This is a genomic window from Halarcobacter anaerophilus, assembly GCF_006459125.1.
Taxonomy (GTDB): Bacteria; Campylobacterota; Campylobacteria; order Campylobacterales; family Arcobacteraceae; genus Halarcobacter; species Halarcobacter anaerophilus.
The window spans coordinates 961,789-974,759 of sequence record NZ_CP041070.1; the positions used below are offsets into that span (position 1 = coordinate 961,789).

At 28.1% G+C, this 12,971-nt stretch carries 13 protein-coding genes and 1 pseudogene; 6 read left to right on the forward strand and 8 right to left on the reverse strand.

Annotation, left to right across the window (positions count from 1 at the left end; genetic code table 11):
- Positions 1-36: 36 nt before the first annotated feature.
- On the forward strand, positions 37-723 hold the full coding sequence (locus AANAER_RS04800) for an SOS response-associated peptidase (protein ID WP_129082755.1): 687 nt from the start codon (positions 37-39) through the stop codon (positions 721-723).
- On the opposite strand, the gene AANAER_RS04805 is transcribed toward AANAER_RS04800, so the two are convergent.
- Genes AANAER_RS04805 through AANAER_RS04815 form a run of 3 tightly spaced genes read right to left on the reverse strand, consistent with a single transcriptional unit; the run spans position 709 to position 5,896 of the window.
- Positions 709-1,644 carry a sensor histidine kinase gene (locus AANAER_RS04805; protein ID WP_129082754.1) on the reverse strand — a complete coding sequence of 312 codons (936 nt, stop codon included), beginning with the start codon at positions 1,642-1,644 and terminating at the stop codon, positions 709-711. The two genes, AANAER_RS04800 and AANAER_RS04805, sit on opposite strands and share 15 nt — an antisense overlap.
- Complete coding sequence (locus AANAER_RS04810) at positions 1,641-5,183, reverse strand: transporter substrate-binding domain-containing protein (protein ID WP_129082753.1); 3,543 nt, start codon at positions 5,181-5,183, stop codon at positions 1,641-1,643. Before AANAER_RS04810 ends, AANAER_RS04805 begins: the two co-directional genes overlap by 4 nt.
- Entirely contained in the window at positions 5,180-5,896 is a 717-nt protein-coding gene (locus AANAER_RS04815) for a transporter substrate-binding domain-containing protein (RefSeq protein WP_052502547.1), read from the reverse strand. The genes AANAER_RS04810 and AANAER_RS04815 overlap by 4 nt, the downstream gene beginning before the upstream one ends.
- 170 nt (positions 5,897-6,066) lie before the next feature.
- Between AANAER_RS04815 and AANAER_RS04820 the strand changes: the two genes are divergently transcribed.
- The 3 genes and pseudogenes from AANAER_RS04820 to AANAER_RS04830 all read left to right on the forward strand — a co-directional run.
- Complete coding sequence (locus tag AANAER_RS04820; RefSeq protein WP_206732552.1) at positions 6,067-6,621, forward strand: SiaB family protein kinase; 555 nt, start codon at positions 6,067-6,069, stop codon at positions 6,619-6,621.
- A gap of 4 nt (positions 6,622-6,625) precedes the next feature.
- On the forward strand, positions 6,626-7,006 hold the full coding sequence (locus tag AANAER_RS04825) for a DUF1987 domain-containing protein (RefSeq protein ID WP_044415564.1): 381 nt from the start codon (positions 6,626-6,628) through the stop codon (positions 7,004-7,006).
- Positions 7,007-7,164: 158 nt separating this feature from the next.
- Positions 7,165-7,818: pseudogene (locus tag AANAER_RS04830) on the forward strand (HD-GYP domain-containing protein); the annotation flags it as partial.
- A gap of 44 nt (positions 7,819-7,862) precedes the next feature.
- On the opposite strand, the gene AANAER_RS04835 reads toward AANAER_RS04830, so the two are convergent.
- The 3 genes from AANAER_RS04835 to AANAER_RS04845 all read right to left on the reverse strand — a co-directional run bounded on the left by AANAER_RS04835 (position 7,863) and on the right by AANAER_RS04845 (position 10,320).
- Positions 7,863-9,080, reverse strand: a complete 1,218-nt coding sequence (locus AANAER_RS04835; protein ID WP_129083082.1) for an IS256 family transposase — start codon at positions 9,078-9,080, stop codon at positions 7,863-7,865.
- A 78-nt stretch (positions 9,081-9,158) separates the two neighbouring features.
- Complete coding sequence (locus AANAER_RS04840) at positions 9,159-9,773, reverse strand: hypothetical protein (protein ID WP_044415562.1); 615 nt, start codon at positions 9,771-9,773, stop codon at positions 9,159-9,161.
- The gene (locus AANAER_RS04845; RefSeq protein WP_044415561.1) at positions 9,754-10,320 is read right to left on the reverse strand and encodes a hypothetical protein; all 567 of its coding nucleotides are present in this window, start codon (positions 10,318-10,320) and stop codon (positions 9,754-9,756) included. The genes AANAER_RS04840 and AANAER_RS04845 overlap by 20 nt, the downstream gene beginning before the upstream one ends.
- A 138-nt stretch (positions 10,321-10,458) precedes the next feature.
- Here AANAER_RS04845 and AANAER_RS04850 point away from each other — a divergent pair, with 138 nt between their 5' ends.
- Positions 10,459-10,851, forward strand: a complete 393-nt coding sequence (locus tag AANAER_RS04850) for a NifB/NifX family molybdenum-iron cluster-binding protein (RefSeq protein ID WP_044415560.1) — start codon at positions 10,459-10,461, stop codon at positions 10,849-10,851.
- A gap of 23 nt (positions 10,852-10,874) precedes the next feature.
- Here the strand turns inward: AANAER_RS04850 and AANAER_RS04855 are convergent, their stop codons facing one another.
- Together AANAER_RS04855 and AANAER_RS04860 are read right to left on the reverse strand one after the other, a co-directional pair.
- The gene (locus AANAER_RS04855; protein ID WP_044415558.1) at positions 10,875-11,825 is read right to left on the reverse strand and encodes a tetratricopeptide repeat protein; all 951 of its coding nucleotides are present in this window, start codon (positions 11,823-11,825) and stop codon (positions 10,875-10,877) included.
- Positions 11,826-11,873: 48 nt separating this feature from the next.
- Positions 11,874-12,353, reverse strand: a complete 480-nt coding sequence (locus tag AANAER_RS04860) for a GNAT family N-acetyltransferase (RefSeq protein WP_129082976.1) — start codon at positions 12,351-12,353, stop codon at positions 11,874-11,876.
- A gap of 191 nt (positions 12,354-12,544) precedes the next feature.
- Between AANAER_RS04860 and AANAER_RS04865 the strand changes: the two genes are divergently transcribed.
- Positions 12,545-12,964, forward strand: a complete 420-nt coding sequence (locus AANAER_RS04865; RefSeq protein ID WP_129082975.1) for a MarR family winged helix-turn-helix transcriptional regulator — start codon at positions 12,545-12,547, stop codon at positions 12,962-12,964.
- The last annotated feature ends 7 nt before the right edge of the window (positions 12,965-12,971 follow it).

Here is a 12,971-nt window from a genome sequence, read left to right on the forward strand (position 1 = left end):
TAATACAAAAAAATAAAAGACAAAGATAGATTTAATATGCCCGGACGATTAGCAATATTCAGTGATACTGTTTTTAAAGAAGATGCAAAAACTCTTATTAAAAATGATATGGTAGGAGATTTAAACAAAAATTATAATATAGCTCCGACTCTGCCTATACCTGCACTTTTAAACAACGGTAATTATCTTTATACTCATTTTGGATATTTACCTTCTTGGGCAAAAGATAGAAGTTCGATGAATATAAATGCAAGAAGCGAATCTATTTATGAAAAAAAGAGTTTTAGAGAATCTTTTAAATCAAGAAGATGTATTATTCCTCTAAACGGTTTCTATGAGTGGCAAATAGAAGATAAAGAAAAGAAGCCGTATTTTGTCAAAGATATAAAAAACGACTATTTGGCTGTTGCCGGAATTTGGGATGAATGGTTTGATTTTAAATTAAATATGAGAGTGGTTACCGTAGCTTTGATAACTTGTGACGCAAATGAAAAATTATCAAAAATTCACCACAGAATGCCCATAATTTTAGAAAAAAAAGATTTTCAATCCTGGCTTTATAATGAAAACTTATCTGAACTGATAAAACTTTTTAGACCTTACAATGGAGAAAATCTAAATATTTATGAAGTTACGACAGAGGTAAATAAAGTTTTATTTAACGACTTATCTTGCATTCAACAGATAGAAGAAAAACAAGAGGGACAATTATCTTTTTTTTAGTGTGAATAAAGCCCCGTTTTCAATATTTTTGGCGGTTAATTCCGTATTATTCTTTTTTGCTATTTGGTAGCTCATATAAAGTCCGATACCACTGCCTTTGTCTTTTTTCGTGGTAAAATTGGCTTTGAATATATCATTGATTATACTTTTATCTATTCCTCCTGCATTATCGGATATCTCAATAATTTTTTCATCATTTTCTTCATAAACTTTTATAAATATTTCTCTGTTTTCTAAATTTTTTTCTACAAAAGCATCTTTTGAGTTATTGATTATATTTAAGATTATATGTTTAAATTCATTTTCGATTCCCATAAGTTCAAAATCGTCAAGAATTTCAAGCTTAGTATGAATCTTAAATTTTATAAATTCATCTTTTACGAAAAGAAATACTTTTTCTATCATCTCTTTTACATTAAAATATTTTTGTTCTTTATTTGGTCTGAAAAAAGTTCTAAATTCGTTTAGAGTTGTATTCATATGTTCTATAATATCAGTTGCTTTTTCTTGAAACTCTTTTATATACTCTTCATCAATTTTTGAACTTTGAAAATCAAAATCGAGCATGCTTAATTTTAGGTTTAAAATTCCCAAAGGCTGTGCCCACTGATGTGCAATCGCGTCAATCATCTCTCCCATTGCAGCAAATTTAGATTGTTCAATAAGCATTTTCTCTTTTTCTTCTCTTTTTTTAATCTCTTCTTCTACTTTTTTCTCTAAATTATTTTTATACTCATCTAATTGTTCATTTGCTTCTAGAAGTCTTAACTGCATTTTGTCGCTTTGTTTAATAATTTTATCCAATCTCTCACTTTTTCTTTTATAGTCATCTAAAAGTTCGAAAAGCCCGTCTTTAAAATTAATATAATCTTTTTTTAAAAACTTACCGATGTATTGAGTGTTGTCATTTTTTCTTTTCATATTTTTAATCCTACAATTGTGATATCGTCATTATTTTCATACTTGTTTTGATACTTTTTCATTTCATTAAGTAGAATTTCCTGCTGTTTTTTCAAAGGAAGATTAATATTGTCTTTTAACAAATTGATAAACTTTCTTCTTCCAAAAGGAAAGCCTTTTTCTCCTCCGTTTTGATCAATATATCCATCTGTAGTAAGATAGAATTGCATATTTTTTTTAACTTTTATAGTATGTTCTTTAAAAACATGCTCTATATCGGATTTTTTGTACCCAATGGAGTGTCTATCTGCTTTAATCATTTTTATTTCACCTTTATATTCATAAAAAAGAGGAATTTCAGCTCCGGCAAATTTAATTATATTCTCTTTTTTATTATAGTATAAAATGGCTCCGTCAAAACCTGCATTTGAAATAGATGTTTGATCTTCTTGTTTTAGTAAATGTTTCATACTTTTATTAAAAACAGTTAATAGTTTAGCAGGGTTAACGACTTCATCACTACTTATTATATTTGATATAATTTGTCTCTCAATCGCTTTAACCAGCATTGTAACAAAAGCTCCCGCAACTCCATGTCCCGTACAATCAACTAACATTAATATACACTCATTTTCATCTCTTAACTCTTCAAACAGGTATATATCTCCGCCTACTATATCCTTTGGCTGCCAAATAGTAAGATAATCGTTAAAGTATTTTTTAAACAGATCTTCTTCGGGAATCAGTGCATCTTGTATTATTGAGGCATATTTAATACTATCTTTAATATTTTGATTGATTTGTTCAAGCTCTTTTCTTATATCTTCAAGATTTGTAATATCCGTAAAAACCGCAGATTTTAATTTTCTGCCAATAGGCATAAGTGCTGCCGTTACGCTGAATACATGTTCTTTTCCATCTTTTTTTATTGAAACTTTGTTAATCTTTTTTTTGTTCTCTATAATATAGTCTGTCCATTTTTGATTATTCATAAATGTTTGAAGAAAACCTTTTGGAGCTTCCGTATTAAAAGTGTTACAGATACAATCTCCGTATCTTTTTTTAAACTCTTCTATTGTCTCAACTTCGAAAAAATCTTTAAAAGATTTATTTACGGAGACTAGGCTCTCTTCGTCTGTAGTAACAATCATCTGTTCTTGGGAATCTAATATTGTTTGGACGAATTTTTTCTGCTCTGAAAGTTCTATTGTTCTCTCTTCTACTTTTTTCTCTAGATTTTTACTTAAATCTTCTACTCTTTTTTTATCGGTAATATCTTGACTTATTGATTTATAACCGATAATTTGCCTTTCATCATTGTAATTTGGTTCTATTTTTGAATATAACCAGTAAGAGGTTCCGTCTTTTTTTTTGTTTTGAATCTCTCCTTCCCAAACTTTAGCCGCTTTTAGACTCTCCCAAAGTTCTTTGAAAGTCTCTTTTTCCATTTTAGGGTGTTTTACAATATTGTGTTGTTTACCTATTAGTTCAGCAGATGAATAGCCTGAAATTTTGCAAAAAGCCTTACTTACGAGTGTAATTTTACCTTCTAAATCCGTATGTGAAAATATTACGTTTCTATCAAGAGAATCAAGTGAATTTTGCAACTCTTGTTTTTGTTTATTAATATCGGCAGTTTTTTTCTCAACTAAACTTCTTAATTTTTTATTCCAATAAACTATAATTGATAAGATTGCCAATATTATTAAAATGGTCGGTAATACATACGATAATATTTTTTTTAGAGGAAAACCTTTACTCTCTTCAACTTTTACTTTAACCCAGCCGTTGTAAATCCTTTCTTTATCTTTTTGGCTTATTGTTTTAAATACTTTATTTACAATAGAGAGCAGTTCCGGCATTTTGGGATTAATTAAATAGTGATGATGAAAATCTTCTCCGGTTGTTCCTGCAAGTTTTAGATTATCTTTTCCTATTTTCGATATATTGTATAAAGCAGGAGCAATATGCCCGACATAAATATCTGCTTCTTTATTTGATACCTTAAGAAGAGCTTCAAATATACTGTTTGTTTCAATAATTTTTGTTTTTGGATAGAGACCTTTTATGTAATTATAGCTTGTGTAGTATTTTGGAATAGAAAAAACTTTGTTTTTTACGCTATCTAATGATTGCACATAGTCAATATTTTCATTTGTTACCATTACCATAGGATAAGATGCATATTCATCGGAAACTAATCCAAAAGAGGTCTCTTTTTTACTGGTTCCTATTCCGGGAATTAGGTCTATCTCTCCTTTTTTAAACTTTTCAAGTACATCATGCCATGAATTTGAGGGTACATATTTAAATTCTATTTCTGTTTCATCCGCAATAATATTTAAATAGTCTCCCATAATACCGGACATAGAATTATTTTCGATTATTGATAAAGGTTTCCAATCTATTTCACTATATTTGACCACAATTTTTTTATCTAACCATTTATACTCTTTTTTGCTAAAATTGATTTTTCTTTTTTGATTAAACCATTTTAGTTTCAATTTGTCGATATCTTCTAAAGAGACTTTTTTCATAGCCTTTTTTAAAATAGATTGTAATAAAGGATAATCATTTCTAACTGCAATATAAAGATTTTCCATTTCAGGATCGTCTGCTTTTACATCCGAGGTATATTTTAAACCTTTTATAACATTTTCAGAGAGCATATTGTTTAATATTGCAGTTTTACCAAGTGTTGCATCAACTTCACCGTAAACAACGGCTTTTATACTCTCCAAAGTATTAGGGTAGCTTACTACTTCAATTTTTGGAAAATTTTCTTCCAAATATTCTTCATAAATAAAACCTTTGACTACTGAGACTTTTTTACCGAATAAAGAGTGCAAGTCGCTGATATCTTCTCTCTCCTCTTTTGCTAGAATTGAAGTGAGATTTCTTGCATAAACGCCAACATAAAGCAAACTCTTTTCTCTATGTTTTGTTTTTGCAATATTCAACATAACATCAATTTTTTTATTAAAGGCTTTTTTTAGAGATTCATCCCAGGTTCCTGTTTCAAATTTGATTTTTAAACCGGCTATTCGGGCAAGTAATTTCATATAATCAATTGAATATCCCAAAGGTGTATCATTTTTATTAAAGTTAAAAGGTGCCCAATCATACTCATTGTGTACTTTTATTACGGGATGTGTTTTTAGCCACTTCTTCTCTTCATCATTTAATAAAATTGATTCGGCAGCATTTTTATAACAAACTTTTATTCTGCCTATTAATTCATTTTTATAAATTATTTCGGATATTCTTGGAACACAATCTATTTGTAAAGCTGTTTCGTCAAAGGATTCATTAAGAATTTCGGAATCCCTGTTTTTATATAAAAACAAAAATCTTTTATTTGTCAAACTATCATAAACTGCAATATATTTTATTTGACTATTCTCTTGCATATAGGTTTTTAATATATTTTCTACTTCTTCTTCATTTAACTCATAAAATGAACTTGCAATGGAGTTGGAAATACCTTTATCAAGATTTTTTTGATCTGCAAAAATATTTGAGAAAAGTATTAGTAGAAGAAGTAAAAATCTGAAAATCATTTACTTCTCTTTATATAAAGATTAATTTTTTCTATCAATTCATCGGGAACTTTTTTTGAACATATTAAATATCGTTTGTTTCCTTTGGGAATACCCTCTATTTTATAAAAAAGCAGATTTTTATAATTATTCTTTTTCAGAAGTAAAGTAGCTTCTTCTTTTGATATAAACATAAAGTCGGCTCTTCCTCTTTCTATTAAAGTAAGCATTTTTTCATTATTTGAATAAACTTCACTTTTTTTGATTTTATAGTTTTCGATTTTTTTATCTAAAAAATTTCCATAAGAGTATGAGGCTTTTGTTAAAACAGTATATTTCTTATTGTTTAAAAGTTTATCAATATTTATATTTTCAAGTTCTATATTTTTCTCTTTTTTTGCAATAATACCAAATGGTTTATCTTGATATAAAGGCAGAGTATATTTTGCATATTTTTCTCTTTCTTTGTTTTTAAACCATCCCAAAGCGCATATTTTATTTACATTTGCTTTTATCTCAAAAAGATGCCTTTTTGAAGGTTTCTCTTTTAGTACATAAGATATCTTTGCTTCATTTAAAGCTTTAATTGCTGGAGTTGCAACTAAACCCGTTAAGGAGTTATTCTCTTTTTTTACATAAGGTATTCTCTCTTCATATGCAATTTCTAAAATAGAATCTGCTGCTATTAATACATTTGAAAATAAAAATAAAATAAAGAGAGCTTTTTTATACATTTCTTCTCCTAAATTAGAAATTATAATATATAATGTATAAAAATTAATTTTATTAACAACTATTATTTATACAAAAGTGATATTAAATTACTCTTTTGTAATTATTTATTTTATTTTTTTTTGATAAAATAAAGTTTATGTAAGGTAAGAAGTAAAGTACAGGGGCTGAAATGAATATAAAAGTGATTCAAAATATAGTGGATGAAGACGGAATAATATTTTTAACTTACGGAGGCTTTATCTCTCAATCACTAATTACTTCGATGATGGAAGCTTTAGAAAAAGAGACAATAGCAAATGAGTTGAGTTTGGGAGTATCTAACAATATTTTTACGATATTTATAGAACTTACCCAAAACATGATGAATTATTCAAAAAAGAAAGAACTAACTTCTAATGAATTAGCCTCACAAGGTTTGGTTGTAGTTACAAAAGACAGAGCAGACAACTATTTTATACATAGTCAAAATATTGTTACCTCAGAGGATAAACAAAAAATAGAAAAGAGGTTAAAAGAGATTTTGTCTTTAACAAAAGATGAAATAAAAAAAAGATACAGAGAAGCTAGAAGAAGCGGTAAAGATAAACACGGTAGAGGCGGGGGAATAGGATTTTATGAAATAGCAAAAAGAAGTGATGAAATAAAATTCGAATTTAATGAAATTAATGACGAAAAGTATTATTTTCATTTTATAGCAAAGATTGTCGGTAAAAAGGAGAAATAAGTAAATGGAAAGTTTAATAATTGAAGAGACGAAATATACACCCTCTATAAAATTAGATGCCTCTAAAGGAATATTAGAATTGATAGGAAAGTCATATCCTGAAAATACTTTTGAATTTTATAAACCCATGATGGATTGGGTTGAAAAGTATTTTAAAGGAAATGAACAAAGTAAAACAGTTGTTAATATGGAAATAATATATTTTAATTCAAGCAGCTCAAAACTTTTTTTTGATTTTTTTGATTTATTGGAAGAGGCACATAATAACGGAAAAAATATTGAGATAAATTGGATATATGACGAAGAAAACGAAAGTGCAATGGAAGCTGGAGAAGATTTCAAAGAAGATTTTGAGAGCCTTATGTTTAACCTGATTGTAAAATAGTAAAGAAGGAATAAAGTATGCCTGATAGTATCGAAAATAGACTTATTTCAGAACTACATGAACTTCAAAACAATTTTAAAACAACAACTGATAAATTAATAAAAGATATCTATCGTCATGATAAAATAATGGCAAGAAGTGATAAAAGGCAGAAAAAAGAGTATGATGAACTCCAAATAAAACTAGAAGAGGTTAAAGCTTTAAGTAAAGAGATAGAAGAGACACAAAGAGAAGTTGTTTTTACTATGGGCGCAATAGGAGAGAGCAGAAGCAAAGAAACGGGAAATCATGTAAAAAGAGTAGCAGAGTATTCCAAACTTTTAGCTATATATTACGGATTACCCGAAAAAGAGGCTGAAATGCTAAAACAAGCAAGTCCTATGCATGATATAGGAAAAGTCGCTATTCCCGATTCTGTACTAAATAAACCCGGAAGATTTAATGAAGAAGAGAGAAAAATAATGGATACCCATGCCCAACTAGGCTATGATATGTTAAAACTCTCAAATAGACCTCTTCTTAAATGTGCAGCAACCGTTGCTTATGAACATCATGAAAAATGGGATGGAACAGGATATCCTAGAAAGTTAAAAGGTGAAGAGATAAATATCTATGGAAGGATAACAGCACTAGCTGATGTTTTCGATGCTTTGGGAAGCGATAGATGCTATAAAAAAGCATGGGAAGATGAGAAAATTTTTTCCCTCTTTAAAGAAGAGAGAGGAAAACATTTTGATCCCAAGCTTATAGATATCTTTTTTGAACACTTAGATGAATTTCTAAGTATTAGAGAAAAATTAAAAGATGAATAGAGACTGTTTAAAAATCTGTGTCAAGTAACTAATTGTAACTAAAGTTACACCTCTAAAAAATCATCTAACCTTCCCTCGAAAAATATTGCTAACTGAGAGAGAGTTAGATTCCAGTTTCTAACTGGCATTGTCCATTTTTCACTTGCATTTTGTATCCCCATATATAATAATTTTAATAAAGAATTTTCATTTGGAAATGCTCCTTTTGTTTTTGTTAGTTTCCTAAATTGTCTATGAACAGACTCAATAATATTGGTCGTATAAATCACTTTTCTAATTTCAGGTGGATACTTAAAATAAACAGATAGATTTTCCCATTTATTATGCCAAGATTGAAGTACAATAGGATATTTTTTACCCCATTTCTCATCAAGTTTTAGAAGTTCGTCTTCTGCTATCTCTTTTGATACTGCTTGATAAACAGGTTTTAAATCTTTCATAAATTCTTTATGGTTTTTAGAAGCAACATATTTCATTGAATTTCTAATTTGATGAATAATACATAGTTGTACTTCTGTTTTTGGAAATATTGTTTTTATTGCTTCAGGGAAGCCTTTTAAACCATCTACACTTGCAATAAGTATATCTTGCAATCCTCTGTTGTTTAAATCACTTAAAACACTAAGCCAGAAGTTTGCACCTTCACTCTCACTTAGATAAAGTCCAAGTATCTCTTTTTTACCATCTAAACGAAGTCCTAAAACAGTATAAACTGCTTTTGACACATATTTACCACCATCCTTGATTTTATAATGGATTGCATCTAACCATACAAAAGGATAAATTGTTTCTAATGGTCTACTTTGCCATGCTTTTACTTTATCAATAATCTTATCCGTAATTGCACTTATTGTTGCAGTTGATAATTCTACTCTATATATCTCTTCAATATGTTTAATTATATCTCTATAGCTTAATCCTAAGCCATACATTGAAATTATTCTTTCTTCTATTTCATTTGAAATTGTTGTTTGATTTTTCTTTACTAGTTGTGGTTCAAAAGATCCTGCTCTATCTCTTGGTGTATTTAGTTCAAATGTTCCATCTGTTGATTTTATTGTTTTAGATGTTTTACCATTTTTCCTATTCTTATTTCCTGATAATACATCATCTTTTATATGAGATTCTACTTCTGCTTCTAATGCAGCTTCCACTAATTGTTTTACTAAGGGAGCAAGTACACCATCTTTCCCACTTATTTTTTTACCAGCTAAAAGTTGTTGAACTGCTTCATTAAAATCAAACTCTGTTTCTTTTTTCATTGTCAATCCTTGATATTATTTTATCAGATTGACACAGAATTTTTAACACTCCCGATGAATATTAATCTAAAACGTTTTTTATAATCTATCCTCAATTTCAATATCAAAATAGTTTTCCAAAAGATTTTTTCTAACTAAGCTGTCGTTATACTCTCCTTTATATCTTTTTTTGTTAGAGTATTTACTTTTATAATCTTTTTTAAAGCTTTTTAACAGTTTGTCATATAAAAATCCTTTATAATCTAAAATAAAAATATCTTTGCTAGATGAATAGATATATATAACAGACAGGTAGCTGTTTTTATTTACTTTTAAGGTTGAAAAATCATAACCTTTGATATCATAATTTTCTACAACTTCAATATCATCCAACTTTAGTTGATTTCTTATATTTGAAATAAAAAATCCGCTTGGAAGTCCTGTCCAATGACAGTTATGATCCAATCTTACATATTCAATAAAAAGTTTTCCGTATGTAGAACTTTCACCTGCTAGGGTATAAGAGTCGTCAACACATCTAAAATAGTAATGATGTTCTAGTTTTGCTTTTTGAAATTCTACTAAAACAGGATTTTCACTTTTTCCTAAAAACATTGATTTTGCATTATTCATACTATAAACAGAATCATTTTTTATACTGCATCCTGTAAAAAGTAGTATTAAAAATAAAATCTTAATCGTTTTGATAACCAAAATATCCTCCTAAATTGTTCTCTTTTACTAATGAAATATCAAAGTTTATTTCACCTTTTTGTTTCTCTTCATACTTGTATTTATACTCATTTTCAAGTTTTTGTCTTAAATTTTTATATAAATCTCCTTTTGCATCTATAATAATAGTATTTGAAGATGAACTGAATATGTAAATTATATGAATAATGAAAGATTCATCAACTTCATAGATTTTAAAAAGATAATTATCAATCTCTTTTTTCTCAAGCAAAGTAAGTTCTTTGATTTTTAGTTTGTCTTTTATAAAACCTTCGTACAAAGAGAGAGCTTGACCGTTCCATTGAGTATTTTGATCATCTTTTATATATTCTAAAAAGAGCTCTTTTGTTTTTAATGTGTAAGCATGAATTATATAAGGATCATGTCTTGTTTTAATATCATAATCTTCTACAGGGTATTCGTAAAAATCATTGTTTTTTAGTTTAAAACAGAGTCTGTTATTTTCAAATTTATAAGTCGGTATGCTCGCTTTTGCAATGTAATTTATGATTTTTTTTAAAATACCCACTTCTTTTTCCTTTTGTTTAAATCTGTTTATTATACAACCTTTCTTATTAACTATTTAAATTTTTGAACTTGTGGATTAATAATTGCATAGATTAATGTTCCATGTGTAAGATATATAAAAATTTTCAAAAGGATAATAATGAAAATAGCAATTCCGGTAAAAGATGAAAATCTTAGATTCTTCCCAAATGCAGGTCATACTCCTAAGTTTGCAATCTTTTCTATGAGTGGTTCTAGTATGTTCAAATCTTTCAAACTAGAAGAGATTAAAAATAACCCTAGAACAGATCTTGATCATGAACATCCCGAAGAAGAGCATGCTTGTGAACATGACCATGATGATTTGGAACATATTGAACAGCACAATAAAATGGGACGAACTCTTAAAGAGTGTAACTATGTAGTTGTAAAAACAGCTTGTAAAAATACGGCAAAGTCTTTTACAAGTGAAGGTATAAAAGTCGTTAAGTATAACGGAGAATCATTTTTGGCAGATGAAATACTAAAAGAGGTCTCTTCTAAGTTTATTTAAAACCTCTTATTTTTTAAGAGGTTTTAAAAAGTGTTGTTGTTATATCTGTCTTTATCTTTTATAACTTCTGCACTTGCTACTATATTCATAATCATTTCATCTTTACTTTGGGAAAATTTTTCAATAATGCTGTCGCAAACTTCTAAAAGTTCATCTTCTCTTTGAAGTTCACTTAAAAGAATTGATTTATTGTGTAGAGCTAAAGCAACTTGATTTTTAAGTTCGCCTTTGGAGTCTTCAAATTTTTCAATTACTTGATTATAAATATCCAAAGCTTCATTATATTTGTTTAACTCTCTGATTTTTGCCGCTTTATTTACTAAAGCTTTTGCAAAAAATTCCAAAACTCTTGGATTTGAACTCTCTTCAAATTTATTAATAAGATAATCATAAGCTTTTATCGCTTCTTTATTTTGCTCATTTTGTCCGTAAATCAAGGCAATATTATAAGCTGCTTGGGCAACATGAAATAAAACATTTTCTTGTTTAGAGTTTTCAAAATTATTTACCAGCTCTTTATATACAACTTGCGCATCTTTAAAATCTTTTAATTCAGAGATACAAATTGCTTTATTTATATAAGTTTTTGCAAGAACTATTTCCGTATCATAAGAGATATCTTCAATAAACTTTTCAAGCAAAGCGTTATAGGTTTTTAATTCTGATTCAAAGTTTTTCTCTTTTGCATAAGCTAAAGCTTTGTTATAATAAGCATATATTAAAAATTTTGAAATTGTTTCATCTGTTGAATTTTTAAACTTTTTTATGATCTCTTTATACGTACTAATTACTTCACTGTTGTTGTCTAGGTTTGTAAGTGCAGTTGCTTTACCCATTAATGCATAAAAAGTATCTATCTCATTTGTTGCATTATCAAGTAACTGTGAACTTAAAAGCAAAGCCTCTTTAAACTCTCTGTTTTTTAGCTTTTGATTAAATTCATTATAAACTTTTTCAAAACTTTCTAGACTCAAAATCTATCCTTTTATATTATAATTTATGGAAGTATACTTGATTTGGAATTAACTTTCGGCAAAACTATGTAAAGAATCTCCTTCTAATCTATATCCGATCCACTCTTCTTGTGCTTTTGCTCCAAGACTTTCATAAAACTCTCTTGAGGGAGTATTCCAATCAAGACATGACCACTCAAATCTACCGCAGTTTTCTTCAACTGCTTTTTTTGCCAAATGTTTAAGTATTGCTTTTCCTGCTCCTAAACCTCTTTTTGATTCACTTATATACAAATCTTCAAGATAGATTCCTTTTTTGCCAAGCCACGTTGAATAGTTGTAAAAATATACCGCATATCCGATTGCTTCACCGTTTTGTTCACAAATCAGGGCTTGAACAGTTGAGTTTTCTCCAAAAATTGCCTCTTTTGTCTGCTTTGCATCTGTTTTAACTTCGTGTTTTGCATTTTCATAAACTGCTAATTCTATAATAAAATCCAAAATAAGCTGTGCATCGTCAGAAATTGCATCTCTAATCGTTATTGACATTTGAAATCCTCTTCGTTTTAAATTGAGTATAAATTTTAGACAAAAGTTTATCAAAAGATAATGAATTTTAAGAATTTTTTTTTATTTAAACAGAAAAATAATCTTGTTTTAAGGAAAAAAGGATAATATTCTTATCTTATTAATTATTAACACATTAACTAAATCACAATCTTAGTAATTTAAGGAAAATCATGTCTTTTGAATTTGATAACGTATTTGGCGTATTAATAGCCAATATAAGAAATAGTTTAAAGAATAATATTGAAAAACTTTTAGTGGATTATGATATTTCATCTGCTCAAAGTATTATTTTAAGAAGGCTTTGCGAAAAAGATAACCTAACTCAAAAAGAGTTAGCCGAAGATACTTATTTTAAACCCTCAAGTCTAACTCTTATGATAGATAAACTTGAAAAAAAAGGTTTTGTAAAAAGAAAAGCAAAAAAAGATGACAGAAGAGCTTTTTTAGTATGTCTTACCCAAAAAGGAAGAGATTTAGAAAAACTTCTAATCGAAGCAAATAAAAAAATGGAAGAAGAGGCTTTAAAAGATATTGAGGATAAAGAGCTTTTAATTCAAACATTAAAAAAAATATATTCAAATATAAAGTAAGGATAAA